This is a genomic window from Streptomyces sp. NPDC049627 (genome assembly GCF_044465645.1).
Lineage (GTDB): Bacteria > Actinomycetota > Actinomycetes > Streptomycetales > Streptomycetaceae > Streptomyces.
The window spans coordinates 222,993-244,041 of record NZ_JBITLW010000010.1; the positions used below are offsets into that span (position 1 = coordinate 222,993).

Annotated in this window: 20 protein-coding genes and 5 tRNA genes; 8 read left to right on the plus strand and 17 right to left on the minus strand. The window is 69.9% G+C overall.

What is annotated here, in order from left to right; genetic code table 11:
* Window positions 1-17: 17 nt before the first annotated feature.
* Together ACIBU0_RS27395 and ACIBU0_RS27400 are read right to left on the minus strand one after the other, a co-directional pair.
* Window positions 18-1,028: an NAD(P)H-dependent glycerol-3-phosphate dehydrogenase gene (locus ACIBU0_RS27395; RefSeq protein WP_398823325.1), complete on the minus strand. Its 1,011-nt coding sequence runs from the start codon at window positions 1,026-1,028 to the stop codon at window positions 18-20.
* Window positions 1,025-1,813: a lysophospholipid acyltransferase family protein gene (locus tag ACIBU0_RS27400; protein ID WP_398823328.1), complete on the minus strand. Its 789-nt coding sequence runs from the start codon at window positions 1,811-1,813 to the stop codon at window positions 1,025-1,027. Before ACIBU0_RS27400 ends, ACIBU0_RS27395 begins: the two co-directional genes overlap by 4 nt.
* A gap of 169 nt (window positions 1,814-1,982) precedes the next feature.
* On the opposite strand from ACIBU0_RS27400, the gene cofC reads away from it, so the two are divergent.
* Together cofC and ACIBU0_RS27410 are read left to right on the plus strand one after the other, a co-directional pair.
* Window positions 1,983-2,621 carry a 2-phospho-L-lactate guanylyltransferase gene (gene cofC / locus ACIBU0_RS27405; RefSeq protein ID WP_398823331.1) on the plus strand — a complete coding sequence of 213 codons (639 nt, stop codon included), beginning with the start codon at window positions 1,983-1,985 and terminating at the stop codon, window positions 2,619-2,621.
* Between the two features lie 123 nt (window positions 2,622-2,744).
* Window positions 2,745-2,948: a hypothetical protein gene (locus ACIBU0_RS27410; protein ID WP_398823334.1), complete on the plus strand. Its 204-nt coding sequence runs from the start codon at window positions 2,745-2,747 to the stop codon at window positions 2,946-2,948.
* Between the two features lie 63 nt (window positions 2,949-3,011).
* On the opposite strand, the gene ACIBU0_RS27415 is transcribed toward ACIBU0_RS27410, so the two are convergent.
* The 4 genes from ACIBU0_RS27415 to leuC form a co-directional block, all read right to left on the minus strand.
* Window positions 3,012-3,656: an HU family DNA-binding protein gene (locus tag ACIBU0_RS27415; protein WP_398823337.1), complete on the minus strand. Its 645-nt coding sequence runs from the start codon at window positions 3,654-3,656 to the stop codon at window positions 3,012-3,014.
* Between the two features lie 137 nt (window positions 3,657-3,793).
* Entirely contained in the window at window positions 3,794-4,024 is a 231-nt protein-coding gene (locus tag ACIBU0_RS27420) for a hypothetical protein (protein WP_398823340.1), read from the minus strand.
* Window positions 4,025-4,289: 265 nt separating this feature from the next.
* Complete coding sequence (gene leuD / locus ACIBU0_RS27425) at window positions 4,290-4,883, minus strand: 3-isopropylmalate dehydratase small subunit (RefSeq protein WP_398823343.1); 594 nt, start codon at window positions 4,881-4,883, stop codon at window positions 4,290-4,292.
* A gap of 6 nt (window positions 4,884-4,889) precedes the next feature.
* Window positions 4,890-6,320 (minus strand): 3-isopropylmalate dehydratase large subunit, encoded by a 1,431-nt coding sequence (gene leuC, locus ACIBU0_RS27430; RefSeq protein ID WP_398823346.1) that lies wholly within the window; start codon window positions 6,318-6,320, stop codon window positions 4,890-4,892.
* A gap of 201 nt (window positions 6,321-6,521) precedes the next feature.
* On the opposite strand from leuC, the gene ndgR reads away from it, so the two are divergent.
* A complete protein-coding gene (gene ndgR, locus ACIBU0_RS27435) occupies window positions 6,522-7,238 on the plus strand; it encodes an IclR family transcriptional regulator NdgR (protein WP_003997614.1) in 717 nt (238 codons plus the stop codon).
* Between the two features lie 81 nt (window positions 7,239-7,319).
* Here ndgR and ACIBU0_RS27440 read toward each other — a convergent pair whose 3' ends face one another.
* On the minus strand, window positions 7,320-7,850 hold the full coding sequence (locus ACIBU0_RS27440; protein WP_398823350.1) for a DUF4188 domain-containing protein: 531 nt from the start codon (window positions 7,848-7,850) through the stop codon (window positions 7,320-7,322).
* 89 nt (window positions 7,851-7,939) lie between these two features.
* Here ACIBU0_RS27440 and ACIBU0_RS27445 point away from each other — a divergent pair, with 89 nt between their 5' ends.
* Entirely contained in the window at window positions 7,940-8,587 is a 648-nt protein-coding gene (locus tag ACIBU0_RS27445) for a MerR family transcriptional regulator (protein WP_398823353.1), read from the plus strand.
* Between the two features lie 50 nt (window positions 8,588-8,637).
* Here the strand turns inward: ACIBU0_RS27445 and ACIBU0_RS27450 are convergent.
* From ACIBU0_RS27450 to ACIBU0_RS27495, 10 genes are all read right to left on the minus strand, one after another.
* Window positions 8,638-8,710, minus strand: a tRNA-Glu gene (locus tag ACIBU0_RS27450).
* A gap of 28 nt (window positions 8,711-8,738) precedes the next feature.
* Window positions 8,739-8,810, minus strand: a tRNA-Gln gene (locus ACIBU0_RS27455).
* 20 nt (window positions 8,811-8,830) lie between these two features.
* Window positions 8,831-8,903 (minus strand) — tRNA-Glu (locus tag ACIBU0_RS27460).
* Window positions 8,904-8,932: 29 nt separating this feature from the next.
* Window positions 8,933-9,005: transfer RNA gene (locus ACIBU0_RS27465), tRNA-Glu, on the minus strand.
* A gap of 21 nt (window positions 9,006-9,026) precedes the next feature.
* A tRNA-Gln gene (locus tag ACIBU0_RS27470) sits at window positions 9,027-9,098 on the minus strand.
* 93 nt (window positions 9,099-9,191) lie between these two features.
* On the minus strand, window positions 9,192-9,935 hold the full coding sequence (locus tag ACIBU0_RS27475) for an HAD family hydrolase (protein WP_398823356.1): 744 nt from the start codon (window positions 9,933-9,935) through the stop codon (window positions 9,192-9,194).
* Window positions 9,936-10,091: 156 nt separating this feature from the next.
* Window positions 10,092-12,305, minus strand: a complete 2,214-nt coding sequence (locus tag ACIBU0_RS27480) for a hypothetical protein (RefSeq protein ID WP_398823359.1) — start codon at window positions 12,303-12,305, stop codon at window positions 10,092-10,094.
* A 166-nt stretch (window positions 12,306-12,471) separates the two neighbouring features.
* Window positions 12,472-13,956, minus strand: a complete 1,485-nt coding sequence (gene gltX / locus ACIBU0_RS27485) for a glutamate--tRNA ligase (RefSeq protein ID WP_398823362.1) — start codon at window positions 13,954-13,956, stop codon at window positions 12,472-12,474.
* Window positions 13,940-14,725 carry a fumarylacetoacetate hydrolase family protein gene (locus ACIBU0_RS27490; RefSeq protein ID WP_398823365.1) on the minus strand — a complete coding sequence of 262 codons (786 nt, stop codon included), beginning with the start codon at window positions 14,723-14,725 and terminating at the stop codon, window positions 13,940-13,942. The genes gltX and ACIBU0_RS27490 overlap by 17 nt, the downstream gene beginning before the upstream one ends.
* A 211-nt stretch (window positions 14,726-14,936) precedes the next feature.
* A complete protein-coding gene (locus ACIBU0_RS27495) occupies window positions 14,937-15,122 on the minus strand; it encodes a hypothetical protein (RefSeq protein ID WP_398823369.1) in 186 nt (61 codons plus the stop codon).
* A 602-nt stretch (window positions 15,123-15,724) separates the two neighbouring features.
* Here ACIBU0_RS27495 and ACIBU0_RS27500 point away from each other — a divergent pair.
* The 4 genes from ACIBU0_RS27500 to ACIBU0_RS27515 all read left to right on the plus strand — a co-directional run bounded on the left by ACIBU0_RS27500 (window position 15,725) and on the right by ACIBU0_RS27515 (window position 20,901).
* Window positions 15,725-19,411 carry a nitrate- and nitrite sensing domain-containing protein gene (locus ACIBU0_RS27500; RefSeq protein ID WP_398823372.1) on the plus strand — a complete coding sequence of 1,229 codons (3,687 nt, stop codon included), beginning with the start codon at window positions 15,725-15,727 and terminating at the stop codon, window positions 19,409-19,411.
* A 9-nt stretch (window positions 19,412-19,420) separates the two neighbouring features.
* On the plus strand, window positions 19,421-19,834 hold the full coding sequence (locus ACIBU0_RS27505) for a roadblock/LC7 domain-containing protein (protein ID WP_003973453.1): 414 nt from the start codon (window positions 19,421-19,423) through the stop codon (window positions 19,832-19,834).
* Window positions 19,835-19,946: 112 nt separating this feature from the next.
* Window positions 19,947-20,345 carry a DUF742 domain-containing protein gene (locus tag ACIBU0_RS27510; RefSeq protein ID WP_003997626.1) on the plus strand — a complete coding sequence of 133 codons (399 nt, stop codon included), beginning with the start codon at window positions 19,947-19,949 and terminating at the stop codon, window positions 20,343-20,345.
* Entirely contained in the window at window positions 20,326-20,901 is a 576-nt protein-coding gene (locus tag ACIBU0_RS27515; RefSeq protein ID WP_388801008.1) for an ATP/GTP-binding protein, read from the plus strand. The genes ACIBU0_RS27510 and ACIBU0_RS27515 overlap by 20 nt, the downstream gene beginning before the upstream one ends.
* The last annotated feature ends 148 nt before the right edge of the window (window positions 20,902-21,049 follow it).

Consider the following 21,049-nt stretch of genomic DNA (forward strand, 5'->3'; position numbering starts at 1 on the left):
GCGCCGGTGCCCTTCGCTCAGCGTCGTTCGGGCTTCGCGCTGCGCGACATCAGCTCCTTGAGGGCCACCACAGGCGGCTTGCCCTCGTGGACGATGCCCACGACCGTCTCCGTGATGGGCATGTCGACGCCGTGCCGGCGGGCCAGATCCAGCACGGACTCACAGGACTTGACGCCCTCGGCGGTCTGCTTGGTGACCGCGATGGTCTCCTCCAGGGTCATGCCCTTGCCGAGGTTGGTGCCGAAGGTGTGGTTGCGGGACAGCGGCGAGGAGCAGGTCGCCACCAGGTCGCCGAGACCCGCGAGACCGGCGAACGTCAGCGGGTTGGCGCCGAGCGCGACCCCGAGCCGGGCGGTCTCCGCCAGGCCGCGGGTGATGAGCGAGCCCTTGGCGTTGTCGCCGAGCCCCATGCCGTCCGCGATGCCGACCGCGAGGCCGATGACGTTCTTCACGGCACCGCCCAGCTCGCAGCCGACCACGTCGGTCTCGGTGTACGGCCGGAAGTACGGCGTGTGGCAGGCGGACTGGAGTCGCTGGGCGACGGCCTCGTCCGTGCAGGCCACCACCGCGGCGGCCGGCATGCGGGCCGCGATCTCGCGCGCGAGGTTGGGCCCGGTGACGACGGCGATGCGGTCCTGGCCCACCTTGGCCACGTCCTCGATGACCTCGCTCATCCGCATCGCGGAGCCGAGTTCGACGCCCTTCATCAGCGAGACGAGGACCGTGCCGGGTGCGAGCAGCGGGGCCCATTCGGCGAGGTTTCCGCGCAGTGTCTGCGAGGGGATCGCGAGGACGGTGAAGTCGGCGCCGTGCGTGGCCTCGGCGGCGTCCGGCGTCGCCCGCAGGTTCTCCGGGAGTTCGACGCCGGGGAGGTAGTCGGGGTTCGTACGGGTGGAGTTGACCGCTTCCGCGAGGTCGGCGCGGCGGGCCCACAGGGTCACCTCGCAGCCGGCGTCGGCGAGAACCATGCCGAAGGCGGTGCCCCACGATCCCGTGCCCATGACGGCCGCCTTGACGGGCTTGCTCACGTGCCCTGCCCCTCTTCCTGCTCGGCCTTCACCTGCTGCGCCTGCCGGTTCTGCGCGGCGGTCCTGCGCCGCTGTTCGATGCGCTCCTGGCGCGGGTCGTACGGCGTCTCGGGCGCCTTCTCGCCGCGGATCTCCTCCAGCTGGCGGGTGATGGCGGCCATGATGACCTCGGTGGCCTCCTTGAGCAGGTCCGGGGTCATCTCCTTGTCGTAGAAGCGCGAGAGGTCCACGGGCGGGCCGGCGAGCACCCGGTGCGTCTTGCGCGGAAGGATGTTGGCCTTCTTCGCGTACGGCGGCAGCAGCTCGTTGGCGCCCCACTGCGCGACCGGGATCACCGGGCACTTGGTCTGCAGTGCGACGCGGGCGGCACCGGTCTTGCCCGTCATGGGCCACTGGTTCGGGTCGCGGGTGATGGTGCCCTCGGGGTAGAACGCGACGCACTCGCCGCGCTCCACGGCGTCGATCGCGGCCCGGAAGGCGCTCAGCGCGTCGGTGGTCTCCCGATAGACGGGGATCTGCCCGGTGCCGCGCATCGCGGCGCCGACGAACCCCTTCTTGAAAAGCCCGCTCTTCGCCAGGAATCGCGGGACCCGGCCGGTGTTGTACTGAAAGTGCGCGTACGCGAAGGGATCGATGTGCGAATTGTGGTTCACCGCGGTGATAAATCCGCCCTCGGCCGGAATGTGCTCCATTCCACGCCAGTCCCGCTTGATCAGAACCACCAGCGGCGGTTTGCAGAGCACCGCGGCGAAGCGATACCAGAAGCCGATTCTGCGGCGGGGCACGCGGACACCTTCCTCTAGGGATCAAGGACATCGGGCCGGGGGGCCGCACAAGTGTCGCCCCAGGCCGCCGGTCTGTCGAGAACACCGTACGCCTCGCCGCCGTGACCGCCAGATGCCCCTGGTGACGGCTGAGTGACAATGGCCGCGACAAGAGAGGGACGTAACGCTCGTGCAGTGGACCTTGGTCATACCCCTGAAGCCCTTGGCGCGGGCGAAGAGCAGGCTCTCGGACACCGCGGCGGACGGGCTGCGCCCGGGCCTGGCCCTCGCGTTCGCGCAGGACACGGTGACAGCGGCACTGGCCTGCCCCGCCGTGAAGGATGTGGCCGTCGTCACGGACGACACCCTGGCCGGCCGCGAGCTGGGCGCACTGGGCGCCCACATCGTCCCCGACGAGCCGGGCGACGGCCTGAACGCGGCGCTGGCCCACGGCGCGGCCTTCGTGCGCTCCTCCCGCCCCGAATCCGCCGTAGCGGCCCTGAACGCCGATCTCCCCGCCCTGCGCCCCCTGGAATTGGCCCGGGTCCTCGAGGCGGCGACGGAATTCCCCCGCGCTTTTCTCCCCGACGCCGCGACAATCGGCACGACGCTGCTGGCCGCGGGTCCGGGCCAGGAATTGCGTCCGGCATTCGGCACGGATTCCCGTGCCCGTCATCGCACGTCGGGGGCCGTGGAACTCTCCCTCACCGACGTGGACTCCGTACGCCAGGACGTGGACACCGGAGACGACCTGCGCGCGGCGCTGGCGCTGGGCGTGGGGCCGCGTACGGCCGCGATGGCGGCAAGGCTGCTGATCACAGGGCCGTAGGCCGAGCGCCCCGAAGGGGCGCAAGGCTCAGGGGCGCGGGGAACTGCGCGACCGGCCCCCACTGCGCCGCACCCGCCAGCCGACACATCGCGGCACCCCGGTGGAGCGCATACGCTGACCACCATGCAGGCCACCGCTTACACGTACGACGCCGACACCCGCTCCGGCAGCGTCCTCCTCGACGACGGCACCCCCATCCCCTTCGACACCCCCGCCTTCGACGCCGGCGGCCTGCGACTGTTGCGCCCCGGCCAACGGGTCCGCATCGAGACGGAGGGCGAGGGCGAAGCCCTGCGGATCACGCTGGTGACACTGCAGACCCTCTGAACACGCCGCGGGCCGGGCTCCCTACGGAGTCCGGCCCGGCGCGTGAGTGCCCTTGCGGTCGGTTTACCTGCTGCGGGTGCCGGCCCGCTTGGCGGTCGACTTGCGCGCAGTCGACTTCTTGGCGGGCGCCTTCTTGGCGGTCGCCTTCTTCGCCGGGGCCTTCTTGGCCGTCGCCTTCTTGGCGGTGGTCTTCTTCGCCGCGGTGGTCTTGGCGGCGGCCGTGGTCTTCTTCGCCGGCGCCTTCTTCGCGGTGGTCTTCTTGGCGGCGGCCGTGGTCTTCTTGGCCGTCGTCTTCTTCGCGGTCGTCTTCTTCGCCGCGGCCGCCTTGGTGGTCTTCTTCGCGGCGGCCTTCTTGACCGTCGCCGCGGCACCACCGGTCAGGCTGCCCTTGGGCGCCTTCTTGACGGCGACCTCGCCGCCCCGCGGGAGCTTCTTCGAGCCGCTCACCAGGTCCTTGAAGCCCTGACCCGCACGGAAGCGCGGAACGGAGGTCTTCTTGACCCGAACCCGCTCGCCCGTCTGGGGGTTACGGGCGTAACGAGCCGGGCGGTCGACCTTCTCGAACGAACCGAAGCCGGTGACCGAGACCCGCTCACCCGCGACGACCGCGCGGACGATCGCGTCCAGTACGTGGTCGACAGCATCGGCGGCCTGCTGGCGGCCGCCCATCTTGTCGGCAATCGCTTCTACGAGCTGCGCCTTGTTCACGTCTTCCCCTTCGGAGACATCGCCAGAACGAAAGTGTTCAAGCTTTTTCGCACGTTAGGCAGATATATACCGCAAATCAAACACGAAACGGGCTAATCACCCTTGTGCCGCAACAGACTCGGCGATCTCGAAGATGTTCAGCGTTCCTCTTCGGGGAATCGCCCCTCGTCGAGGTCCGCGATGAACCGCTCCAGACGCCTTGTCGCTTCGGCGACGTCGTGCTTGGCCGCGGCCGTAATGACCAGCAGCTTCCGGGCCAGCGCCATCCGTACGCCCTCCGGGACTTGCAGTGCGCGCACCCTTGCGTGCGCTTCCTTGAGTTGGTCCGCGACTGCCGCATAGAGCTCGAGTTGGCCGTCGTGTTCCATGCACAGATTGTGCCATCTGGGGCGAGTTGTCGCCCGCCAGGGGTGCAACTCCGGCCTCAAATGGCCTTCCGGGCACTTGCGGAAGCCACGGCTACATCACTCGCGTACCCCGGCAACCCCCCTCCTAACGTGGGAAGTTGAGCGCCGCACCGAACGGCGCAGGGCCGTTCGGGTGCAGACATGGCAGTACCCCCGATCGGGGCCGATCGGGGGTACGGAGGGGGTGTTGCGGTGTCCGAAAGTCGCCTTGCGCGCGGGCCTCGGATCAGACCTCGAGCGTGCGCGGCTTGAACGACGGCCGCTTCGCCTCGTAGGCGGCGATGTCGGCCTCGTTCTGCAGGGTGATCGAGATGTCGTCGAGGCCGTTCAGCAGCCGCCAGCGGGAGTTCTCGTCCAGCTCGAAGGAGGCGGTGATGCCCTCGGCTCGCACCTCACGAGCCTCAAGGTCCACAGTGACCTCAGCGGTCGCGTCCTTCTCCGTGAGCTCCCACAGCGCATCCACGATCTTCTGCTCCAGAACCACCGTGAGCAGGCCGTTCTTGAGCGAGTTGCCGCGGAAGATGTCGGCGAAGCGCGAGGAGATGACGGCCTTGAAGCCGTAGTTCTGCAGCGCCCACACCGCGTGCTCGCGGGAGGAGCCGGTGCCGAAGTCGGGGCCGGCGACCAGGACCGTGGCGCCTTGGCGCTCGGGCTGGTTGAGGATGAACGTCTCGTCCTTGCGCCAGGCCTCGAACAGCCCGTCCTCGAACCCGTCCCGGGTGACCTTCTTGAGCCAGTGAGCAGGGATGATCTGGTCGGTGTCGACGTTGGAGCGGCGCAGCGGGACGGCCCGGCCGGTGTGCTTGGTGAATGCTTCCATGGCTGATCAGACTCCAGCGGGCGTACGGGTCTCGGCGTCGGACAGGTCGGCCGGGGAGGCCAGGTGGCCCAGGACCGCGGTGGCCGCCGCGACCTGCGGCGACACCAGGTGCGTACGACCGCCCTTGCCCTGCCGGCCCTCGAAGTTGCGGTTGGAGGTGGACGCGGAGCGCTCACCGGGGGCCAGCTGGTCGGGGTTCATGCCCAGGCACATCGAGCAGCCCGCGTGCCGCCACTCGGCGCCGGCCTCCTTGAAGACGACGTCCAGGCCCTCGGAGACGGCCTGCAGACCCACCCGCGCGGAGCCCGGGACGACCAGCATCCGTACGCCGTCGGCGACTTTGCGGCCCTTCACGAGCTCGGCGGCGGCGCGCAGGTCCTCGATGCGGCCGTTGGTGCAGGAGCCTACGAAGACGGTGTCCACCTTGATGGAGCGCAGCGGCTGTCCGGCCTCCAACCCCATGTATTCCAGGGCCTTTTCGGCGGCGAGGCGCTCCGAAGCGTCTTCGTACGAAGCCGGGTCGGGGACGGACGCCGAAAGCGGCGCACCCTGGCCGGGGTTGGTGCCCCAGGTGACGAACGGCGACAGCTCGGAGGCCTCGATGACGACCTCGGCGTCGAACTCGGCGTCCTCGTCCGTCTTCAGCGTCTTCCAGTACGCGACGGCCGCGTCCCAGTCCTCGCCCTTGGGCGCGTGCGGGCGGCCCTCGAGGTAGTCGAAGGTGGTCTGGTCGGGGGCGATCATGCCCGCGCGGGCGCCGGCCTCGATCGACATGTTGCAGATGGTCATCCGGGCCTCCATCGAGAGCTTCTCGATGGCGGAGCCGCGGTACTCCAGGACGTAGCCCTGGCCGCCGCCCGTACCGATCTTGGCGATGATCGCCAGGATCAGGTCCTTGGCGGTGACGCCGTCGGGCAGCTCGCCGTTGACGGTGATGGCCATGGTCTTCGGGCGGACCAGCGGCAGCGTCTGGGTGGCCAGCACGTGCTCGACCTGGGAGGTGCCGATGCCGAACGCCAGGCCGCCGAAGGCGCCGTGCGTGGAGGTGTGGGAGTCACCGCAGACGACGGTCATGCCGGGCTGGGTCAGACCCAGCTGCGGGCCGACGACGTGTACGACGCCCTGCTCGACGTCGCCCAGCGGGTGCAGGCGCACGCCGAACTCGGCGGCGTTCTTGCGCAGCGTCTCCAGCTGGACCCGGGAGACCGGGTCGGCGATGGGCTTGTCGATGTCGAGGGTCGGGGTGTTGTGGTCCTCGGTCGCGATGGTCAGGTCGAGCCGGCGCACCTTGCGACCGCTCTTGCGGAGGCCATCGAAGGCCTGCGGGCTGGTCACCTCGTGCAGCAGGTGCAGATCGATGAAGAGGAGGTCGGGCTCGCCCTCGGCGCGCCGGACGACATGGTCGTCCCAGACCTTCTCCGCGAGTGTCCTACCCATCGCTTTCCCTCCGGCCGGTTTACGGTCCACCGGCCCAACTAGAGATCTTGAGAAGGCGGCACCGCCCGCGCCCCTGTTTCCGGGCGTCCGCCGCCAGGCCCGTTCTGGTTTACGGGCCGCTCTGCCTTCGTTCTTCCAGAGTGGCGTGTTCCACGGAAAATTGAACTTGCGTTTCACAGAGTGAGACGCGAGTATCGTTTCATGGACAACAGTAGCGGCGTCGGCGTTCTGGACAAGGCAGCCCTTGTCCTGAGCGCCCTGGAGTCCGGTCCGGCCACCCTCGCAGGGCTCGTCTCGGCCACCGGACTGGCACGACCCACGGCCCATCGACTGGCCGTGGCTCTGGAACACCACCGCATGGTGGCGCGTGACATGCAGGGCCGTTTCATTCTCGGCCCTCGCCTGGCAGAACTGGCCGCGGCGGCCGGTGAGGACCGTCTCCTCGCCACGGCGGGCCCGGTCCTCACCCACCTCCGCGACGTCACGGGCGAGAGCGCGCAGCTCTACCGACGCCAGGGCGACATGCGCATCTGCGTCGCCGCGGCGGAGCGTCTGTCCGGTCTTCGGGACACGGTCCCGGTCGGCTCGACGCTCACGATGAAGGCGGGCTCCTCCGCGCAGATCCTCATGGCGTGGGAGGAGCCGGAGCGCCTGCACCGGGGCCTGCAGGGCGCCCGCTTCACGGCCACCGCGCTCTCGGGCGTACGACGCCGTGGCTGGGCCCAGTCGATCGGTGAGCGCGAGCCGGGCGTCGCGTCCGTCTCCGCGCCCGTACGCGGCCCGTCGAACCGCGTGGTGGCCGCCGTATCGGTCTCCGGCCCCATCGAACGCCTGACCCGCCACCCGGGCCGTATGCACGCCCAGGCGGTCATCGACGCCGCCGCCCGCCTCTCCGAGGCCCTGCGCCGCTCCGGCTGACGGCTCTGGAACTCCCGGGAAACGCGGGGAGGGCCTGCCTCAACGCCGCGGCAGGCCCTCCCCGTCCCCCGATCCCCCCGGTCATCCGGCTTCTTCGGTCACCTTCACCTTCGCCTTCGCCGACCGGTGCGCGAACCGGTCCTTGGCGTAGCGCCCCCGCCGCTCCAGCGGCACCTGGCCGTGGGCCCCCGCGAGGCCGAACGCCGGCATGTCGAAGTAGATCGACTCGTACGACCCCTCGGGCACCACGTACGCCTCGTGCCACAGGCCCACGTGCCCGCGCACCTTCCCGGCCCGCTCCTTGCGGTTGACGACCGCCCAGGCCCGGTGGTGGAACAGGTCCGGCGAGTGCGCGTACGTGTACAGCTTCTCCTTGGACTCCCAGTACTGGACGACGTAGTACGTCCGCGGCGAGGCCGTCAGCAGCACGTGCCCCAGCAGCCCCCGGTCACGGTCCCGCGCAAGCTCCCCAAGCATGCGGAACATCGACAGCATGACCGGCAGCCACTGGTGCACCGCCCAGAAGTGATTGACCCGCATCCCGATCAACAGGACCACCACGTCGCCTTCGGCATCCGCGGTCGTACGGCCCGGCACCGGCTTCGCGAACATGGCAGCCCCCTGATTCCCTCATCGGATAGCGGCACTATCCTTCTCGTCGATGCTTGGATAGTGACACTCCTCAAGGAAAGGCGCAAGAGATGAGGCTGGCAGAGCTGAGTGAGCGCAGCGGTGTGTCCACGGCGACGATCAAGTACTACCTGCGCGAAGGGCTGTTGCCGCCGGGCCGCCAGGTCAACACCACGACCGCCGAGTACGACGAGGAGCATCTGCGCCGGCTGCGGCTGGTGCGGGCGATGATTCAGGTCGGTGGGGTGCCGGTGGCGAAGGTGCGCGAGGTGCTCGGGCACGTGGACGACGACTCCCTGCCCCGCGCGATCCGCCTCGGCGCCGCGATGTGGGCGCTGCCGCAGGTACCGGAGCCGGACGAGGACGACGAGTACGTCCGGGCCGCGCACGAGGAGGTCAGCACACTCCTGGACCGGCTCGGCTGGCACAACGCCAAGCGGCTTTCGACCATCTCCCCCGCCTACCGCTCACTGGTGGTGTCGGTGGCCGCGTTCCGCCGGCTCGGCTACGACTGGGGGTCCGAACTGATGGCGCCGTACGCCGAGTTGATGCACCGGACAGCCGTCCTCGACCTGGACAACATGGAGACGCACCCCTCGGAGGAGGAGCGGATCGAGTTCGCGATCCTTGGGGCGATCATCAACGAGCCGATCCTGCAGTCGCTGCACCGACTGGCCCAGGAGGAGGAGACGACACGGCGGTACGGGTTCGACGAGTAGCCGACGGACACAACGAAGGCCCTCCGCCGAAGCGAAGGGCCTTCCGGTTGTACCCCCGACCGGATTCGAACCGGCGCTACCGCCTTGAGAGGGCGGCGTGCTAGGCCGCTACACAACGGGGGCGTGGAGCCTGCGTTTCCGCAGGTCCGAGCTGGTCTACCTGGACTCGAACCAAGACTAACTGAACCAGAATCAGTCGTGCTGCCAATTACACCATAGACCAATGTGGTTTAGACCAGTCAGTACCCCCGACCGGATTCGAACCGGCGCTACCGCCTTGAGAGGGCGGCGTGCTAGGCCGCTACACAACGGGGGCCCTAGCGATCCCGAGTTGATCGAGATCAGTACCCCCGACCGGATTCGAACCGGCGCTACTGCCTTGAGAGGGCAGCGTGCTAGGCCGCTACACAACGGGGGCTTTGCAGATGAGCTCTGCGAGCTGGCCTACCTGGACTCGAACCAAGACTAACTGAACCAGAATCAGTCGTGCTGCCAATTACACCATAGGCCACTGGAACGCAAGCCCCTGAGGGGGATCTTGTTCTAGTTCGCTCCTCCGGGTTTCCGGCCTTTCGGCCCGCTCCCCGGCGGCGCAGGAAGAACATTACCCGAAGGTGGACGGGGCTCCAAAACGGGTATCCGCGCCAAGAAGCGCGGGGAGTTCGGCGAGGGAGGCGATCCGGTGCGGTCTGCCGTCCCCCGGAGTGGGCGCGTCATCGCCGGTGTACGCGCCGTCACGGTCGATCCACACCGACAGCAGTCCCGCCTCCGCGGCACCGCGCCCGTCGATCTCCGGGTGGTCGCCGACGTACGCCACCTGGTGCGGGGCGAGCTCCAGAGCGGCGCAGGCGGCGTGGAAGGCGCCTGCCTCCGGCTTGGAGACACCGAGCTCGGCCGCGCACAGGACGGCCTCGAAGCGGTCGTACACACCGAGGGCCCGCAGCTTGCGGTCCTGGACATGGATGCTGGAGTTGGACAGCACCGCGTGCCGGTGGCTGGCGGCGAGGGCGTCCAAGGCCGGCAGGACGTCCGGGAAGAGGCTCCAGACGGTCTCGTAGTGCGCGATGTACCGCTGGAACCACGCGTCGGCCTCGGCGTCGCCGAGCTCCTCGCCCAGGAACACCCGCACGCGGTCCCGGCGCTGCCCCTCGAAGGACACCTCACCGGCCGAGAACCGCGCCCACTGCACGTCGGTGATCTCCCGCCAGCGCACGATGGCCTGCTCGACGCTGTCGTACGCGTCCAGCAGGCCCTCGGCCGCCAGATGCAGGCGCATTCCGGCGCGATCGGCGCTTGTGTAGTCGAAGAGGGTGTCGTCGACGTCCCAGACCACGGCTTGGATCGGCATGACACCGACGGTACTGCCGGACGGCTGGGGGTTCGGGGGTTATCCCCCGATGAAGGCAGCGTCGAAGAGGGTGTCGTCCACGTCCCAGACCACGGCTTGGACCACGGCCCGAATGCTCATGATCCGACGGTAACCCGGACGCCGGGAGCGTGTCCCTCAGTTGACCGTCGTCGTGCCGGTCACCGTGAGGGCGGGGCCCTCGTTGTCGCGCGGCTCCGCGGTCAGCTTCCAGGTGTACGTGCCCGCGACCCGGCGGCCGTCGCTCCAGGAGCCGTCCCAGGTGGCGCGGACCGCGGCGCCCTTCGTGCTGCCGGTGAGGGTGCGGACGGCCGTGCCGGAGCCGTTGCTCAGGGTGAGGGTCCAGGTGGCGGGCTTGTTGAGCTGCCAGACGGGCTGCCAGGGGGTCATCGAGGTCGAGCCGGCAGGGGGCGGGTCCGTCTGGGCCTCCATCTGCGCGAGCGGCGAGGCAGGGACGCCGCTGGGGACGATCGACACCTCGCCGTACGTGCCGTTGAGGTAGGCGATGTGGCCGCCGAAGCGGTCGACGGCCCAGCGGCCGTTGCTGCCTCCGGTGTTCTGGTCCGCGGTCGGCAGCTTGACCAGGGTGCGGGTGGCAGCGGCGCCGGTGTGGAAGTCGGTGAGCAGCAGTTCGTGCGTGGTGCGGTTCTCGCGGAGCAGGAAGCCGTCGGCGAGGCGGGCCGGGCCGTTGTCGGCCGGGACCGTGATCTTCCGGCCCGTCGCCCGGTCGTAGACGCCCGCGGTGGAGCCGCAGGACCAGTACAGCCAGGTGTTCACGGCCTGGATGTCGGTGGGGGTGCAGGGGGCGCCGGTGGCGATCGTGGCCGCCGTCTGGCCGGTCTTGAGGTTCTTGCCGACGACCGTGCCCTGGGTACTGCCGGGCGTCCACATCGTCTGGCCCCAGACCGCGGCGGCGGTGCGCGCGCGGCTGAGGGCGGTCTCGCCGCCGGTGGTGCCGTTCGGGAAGTCGACGACCTTCTGGGTGCCGGAGGCGCCGTTGTAGAGCACATAGCGGCCGCTGCCGCTGGGGATGCGGCCTCGGGCGTCGCCCGTGGGCTCGTTGCGGCTGGTCGTGGTGTCGAGGCCGACGCTGATGACGGATTCCTGGCCGTCGGCGCCGGCCCACAGGTAGGCGACCCGGCCGTCGCCCAGGGCCTCCAGCTGGGGGCAGGCGGCGTCGCCGGTGAGGCAGGTGGTGTCAGTGAGGCCCGGGCTGCGGGGGGTCTGCTGACCGGTGGGCCTGCCCGTGGCGTCCAGCTGGAAGCTGCTGAACCGGTTGGATGCGCCCGGCGTCGCGCCGTACAGGAACAACTCGCCGCCGGCGAGGGCCAGTCCCTGCACACCGACCGCGTAGGGCTGGATCTGGTTCACCTTCTCGGTGGCGAGTCCGCCGTCCTGGACGGGGGTGATCCGGTGGACGTTCCAGTCGAGGCTGGAGGGCCCGGCGGTGGCGAGCGCGCCGCCGTCGAGGGTCGGGCCGATCCCGCCGAAGGACGGGCTGAGCACGGTGGTCGCGGCACCGGTCACGAGGGAGCGGGCGTTGAGTGCGGGCTGGGTTCCGGCGGGGAGGAAGTCCGGGTTTCCGGCGAGGACTTGGTCGCCCACGACGGCTTCGGGCCGGCCGGGCAGCCCGGTGACCGCGGCGGGCTGGGTGCCGGGCTCGGCGTCGACGCGGACCGCCTTCCAGTCGGCGACGAGCCAGCGGTCGTTGAAGACGGCCTCCGAGTCCGCGCTCAGGCCGGAGACGTACGGGCGGAAGGCGCCGTCCGCGAGGTCGACGAGGCCGACGGACCTCGTACCGTCCAGCGTGTGGACGACCGCGAGACGACGGACGGAGCCGCCGGTGACGAAGGCGGTGATCTGGGCGCCCGCGGGGAGCCCGGTGACCGGGAGGTCCGTGGTGGTGCCGTCGGCGGCGGCGCGCAGCACGTGCAGGGCGCCGCCGGTGTCCTGGGTGAGCACGCTCCAGCCGACGGCGGTCTTGTAGGTCTGGCCGGAGGGGATCGTGACGGTGGCGGTCGCGCCGGTGGAGCGGTGCTTCTGTGTGACGGTGGAGCCGCTGCGGCCGGTGATGACGACGTCGGTCCCGGTGGCCAGGTCGTCCGGGCCCGCGTGGGCGGGCGGGACGACGTCCGGGTAGTCCACCCACGTGGTGGAGCCGCCGCTCGCCCCGCGGTACTGGAATCCGGACGCGCCGGCCCAGGTGTACTCGATCTCCACCCGCTTCTCCGTGCTGAGCCGGACCGTCCCCACGAGTGAGTCCGCGGCCTGCGCGGGTGTGATCGGCAGGGCGCACGTCAGGGCCACCGCACCGCTGAGCGCCACCGTGGCAAGTCTTCGTGAACGAGTCACGTTCCCCTCCCCCTGTAACAGGGTGCACACGCACCTCATGTGCACAGGGAGCATCCAACGCGCCTTCGGAGAGCGGGAGTTGGCCGGAGAGGTGAATTCCGGGCGACGGCTGGGTGGATACGACGAGGGCGGCGCCCGAACCGGACGCCGCCCCGCTGTGAACGTGCTATGCGGCCAGCTTCGCCAGCGCCGCGTCGACCCGGGCCAGGGTCTTCTCCTTGCCCAGGACCTCCAGGGACTCGAAGAGGGGCAGGCCGACCGTGCGGCCGGTGACGGCGACCCGCACCGGGGCCTGGGCCTTGCCGAGCTTGAGGCCGTGGGCCTCTCCGGCGGCCAGGACGGCCTCCTTCAGGGAGTCCGGGGAAGTCCAGTCGGCGGCCTCCAGCTTCTCGCGGGCGGTGCGCAGCAGGGCGTCGCTGCCCTCCTTCATCGCCTTCGTCCAGGACGGCTCGTCGAAGACCGGCTCCGGCAGGAACAGGAAGTCGACGTTGTCCGTGATCTCCGACAGGACCTTCAGGCGGGTCTGCGCGTGCGGGGCGATCGCCTGCCACTTCACCTCGTCGAAGGCCTCCGGCGCCCAGGGGGCGAACGGGGCCTGGAGCCACGGGCGGCAGCGCTCGGTGAAGTCCTTCACGTCGAGCAGGCGGATGTGGTCTCCGTTGATCGACTCGCACTTCTTCAGGTCGAAGCGGGCCGGGTTGGGGTTCACGTCCGCGATGTCGAAGGCCGCGACCATCTCGTCCATCGTGAAGATGTCCTGGTCGGCCGAGAGCGACCAGCCGAGGAGGGAGAGGTAGTTGAGGAGGCCCTCGGGGAGGAAGCCCCGCTCGCGGTAGAGGTTCAGCGACGACTGCGGGTCGCGCTTGGAGAGCTTCTTGTTGCCCTCGCCCATCACGTACGGCAGGTGACCGAACTCGGGGACGCCCTTGGCGATGCCCAGCTCCATCAGCGCCTGGTACAGGGCGATCTGACGGGGCGTCGAGGAGAGCAGGTCCTCGCCGCGCAGGACGTGGGTGATCTCCATCAGGGCGTCGTCGACCGGGTTGACGAGGGTGTAGAGCGGGGCGCCGTTCGCGCGGACGATGCCGTAGTCGGGGACGTTCTCCGGGGTGAAGGTCAGCTCGCCGCGGACCAGGTCCGTGAAGGTGATCGTCTCGTCGGGCATGCGGAAGCGGACGATCGGCTCACGACCCTGCGCCTTGTACTCCTCGACCTGCTCGGCCGTGAGGTCGCGGCAATGGCCGTCGTAGCCGGACGGCTTGCCTGCGGCGCGGGCGGCCTCGCGGCGGGTGTCCAGCTCCTCCTGGGAGCAGTAGCAGTGGTAGGCGTAGCCGCCGTCGAGCAGCTTCTGCGCGACCTCCTTGTAGAGGTCCATGCGCTGCGACTGGCGGTACGGCGCGTGCGGGCCGCCGACCTCGGGGCCCTCGTCCCAGTCGAAGCCGAGCCAGCGCATCGAGTCGAGCAGCTGGTTGTACGACTCCTCCGAGTCGCGGGCCGCGTCGGTGTCCTCGATGCGGAAGACCAGAGTGCCCTGGTGATGCCGGGCGAACGCCCAGTTGAACAGGGCGGTGCGGACCAGGCCCACGTGCGGGTTACCGGTGGGCGAGGGGCAGAAACGTACGCGGACGGGTGCGCTAGCCACGCTTGACAACCTTGTTGGTGAGAGTGCCGATGCCTTCGATGGTGACGGCGACCTCGTCGCCGACGGTGAGCGGCCCGACGCCTGCCGGGGTGCCCGTGAGGATCACGTCGCCGGGGAGCAGCGTCATGGCCTCGGAGATGTTGACGATCAGGTCCTCGATGGGGTGGATCATCTCGCTGGTACGGCCGAGCTGGCGCTGTTCGCCGTTGACCGTGAGCTGGATGGTCAGATCGGACGCCCGCTCGAGGTCGAGGTCCGTCTCCACCCAAGGGCCCAGCGGGCAGGAGGTGTCGAAGCCCTTGGCCCGGGCCCACTGCTTCTCGCGCCGCTGCACGTCACGGGCGGTGACGTCGATCGCGCAGGTGTAGCCGAAGATCACGTCCTTGACGCGTTCGCGCGGGACCTCGCGGCACATGCGGCCGATGACGACGGCCAGTTCGGCCTCGTGCTGGAGGTCCTCGGTGAAGGACGGGTACTGGATCTCGTCGCCGGGGCCGATCACCGCGGTGGACGGCTTGAAGAAGGCGAACGGCGCGTCGGGCACCTCGTTGCCGAGTTCGCGGGCGTGCTCGGCGTAGTTGCGGCCGAAGGCCACGACCTTGTTGGGGAGCACCGGCGGCAGCAGCCTGACCTTGCTCAGCGGCACCTTCGTACCGGAGAGCTCGAAGTCCGCGAACGGGATGCCCTTGATGATGTCGAGGACGAGCTCGTCCGGCTTGTCACCCTCGACCGCGCCGAAGGCGACGTTCCCGTCGATGGAGAATCTGGCGATGCGCACGGGATCCTTGCGCCCCTCACTGAGCTGGCTGGAGTCTGACGCTCCAGGCTAGCGCGGGCGGGGGCGGGCGCCTCGCGCAATAAGGCGCGGGCGCCCCGACCGTCGTACGGACGGAGTCCGCCATGAACCGCCGTAGTCCGCCATAGTCCGCCATGGAACCGCGTGACCGAATGTTCGTACGTGGTTGAACAACCGGTCGTCCGGCCGCGTACTACTGGGCGGCGGCGGTGACGGGGATCTCCTGGAGGATGGTGCGCTTGGGGTTGGCGGTCTGAGCGGGAAGGTCGACGGAGTGCTCCGGCTGCTGCGGGATCTGCAGTTCGTCGGCGTCGTCGAGGTGCGCCAGCGTCGTGCGCCGCGGGTTGGCTATCGTGCGGAACATCGTCGTCGTCTTCACGGCTGTACTGAGTCCTGTCGTGACGAAGCGCCGGGGCGGGGCCGATGCGGCCTGCCGGCCGACGCGAGTGGGCGGAAACACTTCTCTTGTAAAGCGTCAGGCTAAACATGCGATTCCCGCGAGAAGTCGCCGGGGTCCCCTGAAGTGCGTGTGAGTTTGCTCACGGCTTGACGGATAAACCGGTCAATTCAGGCCTGCAATCCACCCCAACGAAACGGACATTGACCCCCTGAAGCGCTCATTCCGCTCCTGATCATGTCGACTGGGACACCCCCGACACCTGAGCGGCTCGCGGGCATAAGTCCGTTATGGGTGGGATAAGTTTCTACGGCAGGTAATCTCGCACTCACTTGGTGTCACGTATGTCACGGCTCGACCTACGGGCCTTGTTGGAGATCCTGCACTGTGCTGGAATTCCACGGACCGCCGCAGGATCGAGCCGGCGCACAGGGGGCGCACCGAGCGCCTGGTGGCGGCGAGAAGGGGGAGCCAGCGCCGGTCACTCGACCATCAGGGAGCGTGTTCAGGACGCTCTCCAATACGCCGACACCGTGTCCGTCCGTTCACGCGGAAGGGCGCCTGGTCCAGAGGTTGCGACGCTAGTGCAGGGACGTTTCAAGAGGGATGGCAGCGCTTCGGCGGAGCCGGAGCACGGCGGGACCGACCGAGGTCCCTCGCCCCAGCACGCCCAGAACCCGGGCCCGGCCCCGTCCGTCGAGGGCGGTGAGCGCTCCGGGCGCCCCGCCGTGTCGGCGTCCTCGGGGGCGGCGACCCCTCCATCACCGCCGGCCGCAAAGCCGCCGACGGGCCCCACTGGCCCCGGTTCGCGAATAGCCCTGCGCAACTGGCGTATCTCCACGCGTCTCGTGGCGCTCCTGACGCTCCCCGTGGTCGCGGCCACCTCGCTGGGCGCACTGCGCATCAGCGACAACATGAAGGACATCCAGCAGCTCGAGAACATGAAGCTGCTGACGGACATGACCAAGCGGGCCACCGAGCTCGCCACCGCGCTCCAGGAGGAGCGCGACCAGTCCGCCGGTCCGCTCGCGCACGGCGCCAAGGCGACCGACTACACGGTCAAGGGCTACCGGGACAAGACGGACCGGGCCTCGGACAGCTTCCGTGAAGCCGCCGAGGAGATCGACAACGCCAGCAAGGACGGCACCCTCAAGGGCGTTCGCGACAACATCGTCCAGCTCGTCCGGGAACTGAACACCGTCTCCGAGATCCGCAACGGCGCCTACCAGGCCGAGGGCAACTCCACGCAGACCGTGGAGGCCTACCACCGGCTGATCAGCCACCTGCTCGACCTCTCGCAGGACATGGCCGAGGCGACCAGCAACCCGGAGATGATCCAGAGCACGCGTGCCCTGGCCGCCTTCTCCTCGGCCAAGGAGTACTCGTCCATCCAGCGCGCGGTCCTCGCGGCGGCGCTGCCGGCCAACACCACCTCCGACAGCGACCTGTCGGAGAACGACCGGCTGTACGCCGACTCGGCGCTGAAGAGCCAGAAGTCCGAGATCAGCAGCTTCAAGAACATCTACGGCACGGAAGCCGCCGAGGAACTGCTGAAGCCGATCGGCGACGGCAACGCGACGATCAAGGCCAGCGACACCTACGCCAACCGTGCCCTCACCACCTCGACCGGTCTGCAGTCGCTGGACAAGCGGTCGTACCGGGACTGGGTGGACGACAGCACCACCAAGATCCAGGGCATGCGCGCCATCGAGACCACGCTGCTGGAGCAGATGGAGCAGAAGGCCCGCGAGCTGCGCAACGAGTCCGAGCGCGAAGCGATCATCTCCGGTGCGCTGATCCTGCTCGTGCTCGGTGTCTCGCTGGTCGGCGCCTTCGTCGTGGCCCGCTCCATGATCCGCTCGCTGCGCCGCCTGGAGGAGACCGCCACCAAGGTCGCCCAGGACCGGCTGCCCGAGCTGGTCAAGCAGCTGTCCGAGTCCGACCCGCAGGACGTCGACACCTCCGTCGAGTCGGTCGGTGTGCACTCCCGGGACGAGATCGGCCAGGTGGCCGCGGCCTTCGACGACGTGCACCGCGAGGCGGTCCGCCTCGCCGCCGAGCAGGCCCTCCTGCGGGGCAACGTCAACGCGATGTTCACCAACCTCTCGCGTCGCTCCCAGGGCCTCATCCAGCGTCAGCTGTCGCTGATCTCCGAGCTCGAGTCCCGTGAGGCCGACCCGGACCAGCTGTCCTCGCTGTTCAAGCTCGACCACCTCGCGACGCGTATGCGCCGTAACGGTGAGAACCTCCTCGTCCTCGCCGGTGAGGAGCCCGGCCGCCGCTGGACCCGTCCGGTCCCGCTGGTCGACGTGCTCCGCGCCGCCGCGTCCGAGGTGGAGCAGTACGAGCGCATCGAGCTGGCCTCCGTGCCGACCACCGAAGTGGCCGGCCGTGTGGTCAACGACCTCGTGCACCTGCTCGCCGAGCTGCTCGAGAACGCGACCTCGTTCTCCTCGCCGCAGACCAAGGTCAAGGTCACCGGTCACGCGCTGCCCGACGGCCGCGTCCTGATCGAGATCCACGACACCGGTATCGGCCTCTCCCCCGAGGACCTCGCGGCGATCAACGAGCGGCTCGCCTCGCCGCCCACCGTGGACGTCTCCGTCTCCCGCCGCATGGGCCTCTTCGTGGTCGGCCGGCTGTCGCAGCGGCACGGCATCCGCATCCAGCTGCGCCCGTCCGACTCCGGCGGTACGACCGCGCTGGTCATGCTCCCCGTCGATGTCGCCCAGGGCGGCAAGAAGCCCGGCCCGGGCAAGCCCGGCCCGAACGGCCCCGGTGCCTCCGGTGGTCCGGCAGCGGCGCAGGCCGCCGCCGGTGCCGCGGCGGCGCGTCGCCAGGCCCAGGCCGGCGGCGGCTCCCTCGGCGCGGGTGCGCCGGGCGGCGGTGCCCTCGGTGCCGGTGCTGCCGCGGGTGGCCGGCTCGGTGCCGGTCAGGGTCCGCGCGCGGCGCTGACCGGTCGTGACGGTGGCGGGCTTCCGGGTGGACCGGGCGCACCGCGCGGGCCGCAGGGTCCGGGCGCGCCTGCGCAGGGCCGGCCCCCGGCCGGTGCGGGTGCCGGGTTCGGTGGCCAGGCGCCGGGTGCTCCGCAGGGGCTGCAGGCCGCCGGTACCGGTCAGGATCTGTTCGGCTCGGGCCAGGACGCCTTCGGCGGCTCCGCCGGCCGCGAGCAGTCCCGGCCGCAGGGGCCCGCGTCGCAGCCGTCCGCCGGTGCCGAGCAGGGCGGGCGTCGTGGCCGTCGGCCGCAGCTGCCGCCGCGCGGTGGTGCGCGGGCCGAGCTGCCGGGCGGCAACCAGCCCTCCCGCCCCAGCTGGAGCGACGAGAACGCCCAGCCGCCCGTGCCGCGCGCCTCGCTGGACGCCCCGCGCGGGCACGACGAGGACCCCGCACAGACCTCCCGGATGCCGCGGATCGACGACCGTCAGGGCCCGGGCTCGACGTCCGAGATCCCGGCGGTCCCGCGTCCCGACGCCTACCAGGGCCCCGGCTCGACGTCCGAGTTCGGCCGCCCCGGTGCGAACGGATCGCAGGAGACGGGCCAGTTCGTCCGCTCGGACGTCTTCGGCGCCCCGGGCGGGCAGAACGGCTCGTCGCCGACGGGTCAGTTCCCCGCGCCGCAGGCGTACGACGGCAGCTCGACGGGCCAGCACGCCCTGCCCGGCCGCCAGAACGGCGACTCCACCGGCCAGTTCGAGCGGCCCCAGGTCAACGGAACGTACGGCGGCGGCTCCGGCTACGGTGCTCCGCAGCCCCCGGCGCCGGCGCGTCCGCAGCAGCGGCCCGCCCGCCAGGAGCCCGAGGCCCTGCCGCCCGCGACGGGTCCCGGTGACGGACGTACCCCGCTGTACGACACGCTGGAGACCAACTGGTTCCACGGCGGCCAGCAGGGACGCCAGTCCGGTGCCGGCGGCTCGGCTCCGGCTCCCGCTCCGCAGCAGCCGCAGGCTCCCGCGGCTCCTTCCCAGCCTCCCGCCTCGGCCTCCTGGCGCAGCTCGCCGAACGACGACCTCGTCCGGCAGGCGGAACGCGTCCGGCAGCCGGCCGCGGGCGGTGTCACCACCTCCGGCCTGCCGCGCCGGGTGCCCAGGGCGAACCTCGTCCCGGGTACGGCTCAGCAGCAACAGCACCAAGCCGGTCCGCAGGTCTCGCGTGCGCCTGACGACGTACGCGGCCGGCTGACCAATCTCCGTCGGGGTATCGCGCAGGGTCGTCAGGTCGGCAACGGCCAGACCGGCAGCTTCCCGAACCCCACTCACCAGCAGGAGCGTTAGTTGAGCCAGATGAGCCAGGCGGCACAGAATCTCAACTGGTTGATCACCAACTTCGTGGACAACACCCCGGGTGTGTCCCACACCGTCGTCGTGTCCGCCGACGGTCTTCTGCTGGCCATGTCGGAGGGGTTCCCGCGTGACCGTGCCGACCAGCTGGCGGCCGTCGCGTCGGGTCTGACCTCGCTGACGGCGGGGGCTTCCCGGATCTTCGAGGGCGGCAACGTGGCACAGACCGTCGTCGAGATGGAGCGGGGATTCCTCTTCCTCATGTCCGTCTCGGACGGTTCGTCGCTCGCCGTCCTGGCACACCCCGAATGCGACATCGGCCTCGTCGGCTACGAGATGGCGCTGCTGGTCGACCGCGCGGGCGCGGTACTCACGCCCGACCTGCGCGCCGAACTCCAAGGCAGTCTGCTCCACTGATCACTTCCGGATCCACCCGTCTCACCAAATCACCGTCCGGCCGCCACAATCCCCCCACCGGCCATGTCAGACGGCTTGACTGACCGACTTGCTGTCCCCGCCCGGAGGATTCATGACCCCGCCCACCGCCTCTCATGATCCGTACGCGGAGCCGTACGAGGATGAGGGCGACCAGCCGCTGGTACGTCCGTACGCGATGACCGGCGGCCGGACCCGGCCGCGCTACCAGCTGGCCATCGAGGCCCTGATCAGCACCACGGCCGACCCGGCAGCGCTCATGGGGCTCCTCCCGGAGCACCAGCGCATCTGCCATCTGTGCCGTGAGGTGAAGTCGGTCGCCGAGGTCTCCGCGCTCCTGTCCATGCCGCTGGGCGTGGCCAGGATCCTGGTCGCGGACCTCGCGGAGGCCGGCCTGGTCGCCATCCACCAGCCGGGTGGCGACGAGAACAACGGCGGCGCTCCGGACGTGACGCTGCTCGAAAGGGTGCTCAGTGGACTTCGCAAGCTCTGAACCGGGGCGGGCCACCACCTCCGCCAAGATCGTGGTGGCGGGCGGCTTCGGCGTGGGCAAGACCACGTTCGTCGGCGCCGTCTCGGAGATCAACCCGCTGCGCACCGAGGCCGTCATGACGTCCGCGAGCGCGGGCATCGACGACCTCACGCACACCGGTGACAAGACCACCACCACGGTGGCCATGGACTTCGGCCGTATCACCCTGGACCAGGACCTGATCCTGTACCTCTTCGGTACGCCGGGCCAGGACCGCTTCTGGTTCATGTGGGACGACCTGGTGCGCGGCGCGATCGGTGCCGTCGTCCTGGTCGACACCCGCCGTCTCGCCGACTGCTTCCCCGCGGTCGACTACTTCGAGAACAGCGGCCTGCCGTTCGTGGTCGCGCTCAACGGCTTCGACGGGCACCAGCCGTACCAGCCCGAGGAAGTGCGCGAGGCACTGCAGATCGGTCCGGACACCCCGATCATCACGACGGACGCCCGGCACCGCTCGGATGCCAAGAGTGCGCTGATCACGCTGGTGGAGCACGCGCTGATGGCACGGCTGCGGTAGATCAAATCAGAAGCGCCATACGGCAGTTGTCGTAGATGTGGCGGAGCCGGCTGTGGCCTTTGACACGGTCGGCTCCGTTGTTCATAACGTTTCGGCAGAGGAATCGGGTGGTACGGCCACTCGTCGCGGTCAAGCGGTCTCGCTGCGC

Coding starts and splice junctions, on each gene's coding strand:
- ACIBU0_RS27410 (WP_398823334.1), top strand. CDS start 2,745: ATGCAGGCCACCGCTTACACGTACGACGCCGACACCCGCTCCGGCAGC.
- ACIBU0_RS27420 (WP_398823340.1), bottom strand. CDS start 4,024: ATGGAACACGACGGCCAACTCGAGCTCTATGCGGCAGTCGCGGACCAA.
- leuD (WP_398823343.1), bottom strand. CDS start 4,883: ATGGAAGCATTCACCAAGCACACCGGCCGGGCCGTCCCGCTGCGCCGC.
- leuC (WP_398823346.1), bottom strand. CDS start 6,320: ATGGGTAGGACACTCGCGGAGAAGGTCTGGGACGACCATGTCGTCCGG.
- ndgR (WP_003997614.1), top strand. CDS start 6,522: ATGGACAACAGTAGCGGCGTCGGCGTTCTGGACAAGGCAGCCCTTGTC.
- ACIBU0_RS27440 (WP_398823350.1), bottom strand. CDS start 7,850: ATGTTCGCGAAGCCGGTGCCGGGCCGTACGACCGCGGATGCCGAAGGC.
- ACIBU0_RS27445 (WP_398823353.1), top strand. CDS start 7,940: ATGAGGCTGGCAGAGCTGAGTGAGCGCAGCGGTGTGTCCACGGCGACG.
- ACIBU0_RS27475 (WP_398823356.1), bottom strand. CDS start 9,935: ATGCCGATCCAAGCCGTGGTCTGGGACGTCGACGACACCCTCTTCGAC.
- ACIBU0_RS27505 (WP_003973453.1), top strand. CDS start 19,421: ATGAGCCAGGCGGCACAGAATCTCAACTGGTTGATCACCAACTTCGTG.
- ACIBU0_RS27510 (WP_003997626.1), top strand. CDS start 19,947: ATGACCCCGCCCACCGCCTCTCATGATCCGTACGCGGAGCCGTACGAG.